General features: G+C 63.1%; 3 protein-coding genes. 1 reads left to right on the top strand and 2 read right to left on the bottom strand.

The genetic code is table 11. The features are described from left to right. Positions 1 to 18 precede the first annotated feature (18 nt). Positions 19 to 594 carry a lipocalin family protein gene (locus tag G3436_RS16835; protein WP_163947123.1) on the bottom strand — a complete coding sequence of 192 codons (576 nt, stop codon included), beginning with the start codon at positions 592 to 594 and terminating at the stop codon, positions 19 to 21. Beyond that, positions 591 to 845, bottom strand: coding sequence for an outer membrane protein assembly factor BamE domain-containing protein (gene bamE, locus G3436_RS16830; protein WP_163947120.1), 255 nt, complete (start codon positions 843 to 845; stop codon positions 591 to 593). Before bamE ends, G3436_RS16835 begins: the two co-directional genes overlap by 4 nt. A 230-nt stretch (positions 846 to 1,075) precedes the next feature. On the opposite strand from bamE, the gene G3436_RS16825 reads away from it, so the two are divergent. Then, positions 1,076 to 1,774 (top strand): cache domain-containing protein (locus G3436_RS16825; RefSeq protein ID WP_178116495.1); only part of this gene is annotated, 699 nt, incomplete at its 3' end.

Raw genomic sequence — 1,774 nt, 5'->3', positions numbered from 1 at the left:
TTGCCAGCGAAGAGGCCGTTACTGACTGCGCGCGATATCGCGGTCAGACACGCGCCAGATCAGCCGCGTCGTGTCATACCCCTGCTGCCGCGCCCGCGCCAGCAGGCTCTCGCGCTCCAGCGCCGGGATCGTCGGCTTGCGCGACAGGATCCACAGGTACTTGCGGTCCGGGTTGCCCACCAGCGCGGTCTGGTAATCCTTGTCCACGTACAGCACCCAGTAATCCCCCTTGGCCACACCCGGCAGCAAGGTCGAGAACCAGTTGTCGAACTCGACCCACAGCTTGTCGGTCTTGCCCGGCACCTGCGGCGTGGCCGTGCCGCTGGCCTGCTGCCATTCACCCTGCAGCGTGAGGCAACGGTTGAGCACCCCCACCGTACCGTCCGGTCGCAGGTTGTAATGCGCCTCGCTCTGCGCACAGTCGCGCTGGAAGAACATCGGCAACCGCGCCAGCTCGAACCACTTGCCCTGGTAACGCTTGAAGTCGACATTCTCGACGGTCTTGGGCGGCAACGGGCCCTCGTCGAACGAATGCGCGCAACCGCCCAGCAGCACCATGGCACACAGGCTCAGCAGCAGATGCAGACCTTTCATTTGAGCCCCTGCCCCGAATACATCAGCACCTTGTCGGCGGCATACTGCACGCTGATGAAGCGCTTCTCGTCACCCCAGGTACAACTGGACATGCCCAGCGCGCCGGAGCACTCGGTCGGGCTGCCGAGCAACTGCTCGACCTCGGCCTTGGGCATGCCAGCCTGAAGCTTTGAGTAGTTTTCCTGATTGATCTTGCTGCACGCAGCCAGAAACACGCACAACGACAACAGGGCGAGGGAACGCAACGACATGGGGGTCACTCCTGAACATGAGGGCGCCAGCACGGGGCTTGACCTGAGCTTAGAAGGAAAAAACCCTATCCGGTTCCCGTACCCACTGTTTTCCTTGACGTTTATCTACGCCTTTTGTCGACTAGTCGCGTTTAAGGCTCATCTTTTTCCCACAACAGGCGACACAGGAGGGTGCTGCGACCGTTCGCTGAGCACTCCCCGTTGACCGCCTTGTGCAGACAGATCTCGCAATGACCAAAAACCTGAAGTTCAGTCACAAGATTCTGCTGGCCGCCGCCCTCGTGGTCGCCGTGGCATTCACCTGTTTCATCCTGTTCAACGACTACCGCCAGCGCCAATCGCTGCGCACCAACACCGAAGCCTCGATGCAGGAGCTGGGCCGCCTGACCACCGGCAATATCCAGACCTGGCTCGAAAGCCGCACCCAGCTGCTGCAGTCGCTGGCCCAGCAGGTGGCGGTGGATGGCGCGGGCAAACCCAGCCTGGACCGCAGCCTGGCCCTACCGGTGTACGCCAGCAACTTCGCGCTGACCTACTTTGGCGGCCAGGATGGCAGCATGCAGTCGGTGCCGGCAGGCAACCGCGCCGCCGACTACGATCCGCGCGTACGCGGCTGGTACAAGGCCGCCAGCGACGCCGGGCGCACCATCGTCACCGAACCGTATGTGTCGGCATCGATGAGCAAGCTGGTAATCACCATCGCCACCCCCGTGCAGCAGGCCGGGCGCCTGGTCGGCGTGAGCGGCGCCGACATCGACCTTGCCACCATCAGCACCATCATCAACTCGCTGGACTTCGACGGCCACGGGCAAGCGTTCATCGTCAACGGTGAAGGCAAGATCCTCATCCACCCCGACAGCAAGCTGGCCCTCAAGCGCCTGGCCGAGGCCTACCCACAGGGCACACCGCAACTGGGCAGCGGCCTGAAG

Origin of the sequence: Pseudomonas brassicae (assembly GCF_010671725.1) — a bacterium.
GTDB classification, from domain to species: domain Bacteria; phylum Pseudomonadota; class Gammaproteobacteria; order Pseudomonadales; family Pseudomonadaceae; genus Aquipseudomonas; species Aquipseudomonas brassicae.
Note: the sequence above shows the minus strand (reverse complement) of the source record. Positions and strands in the feature narration are given on the sequence as shown.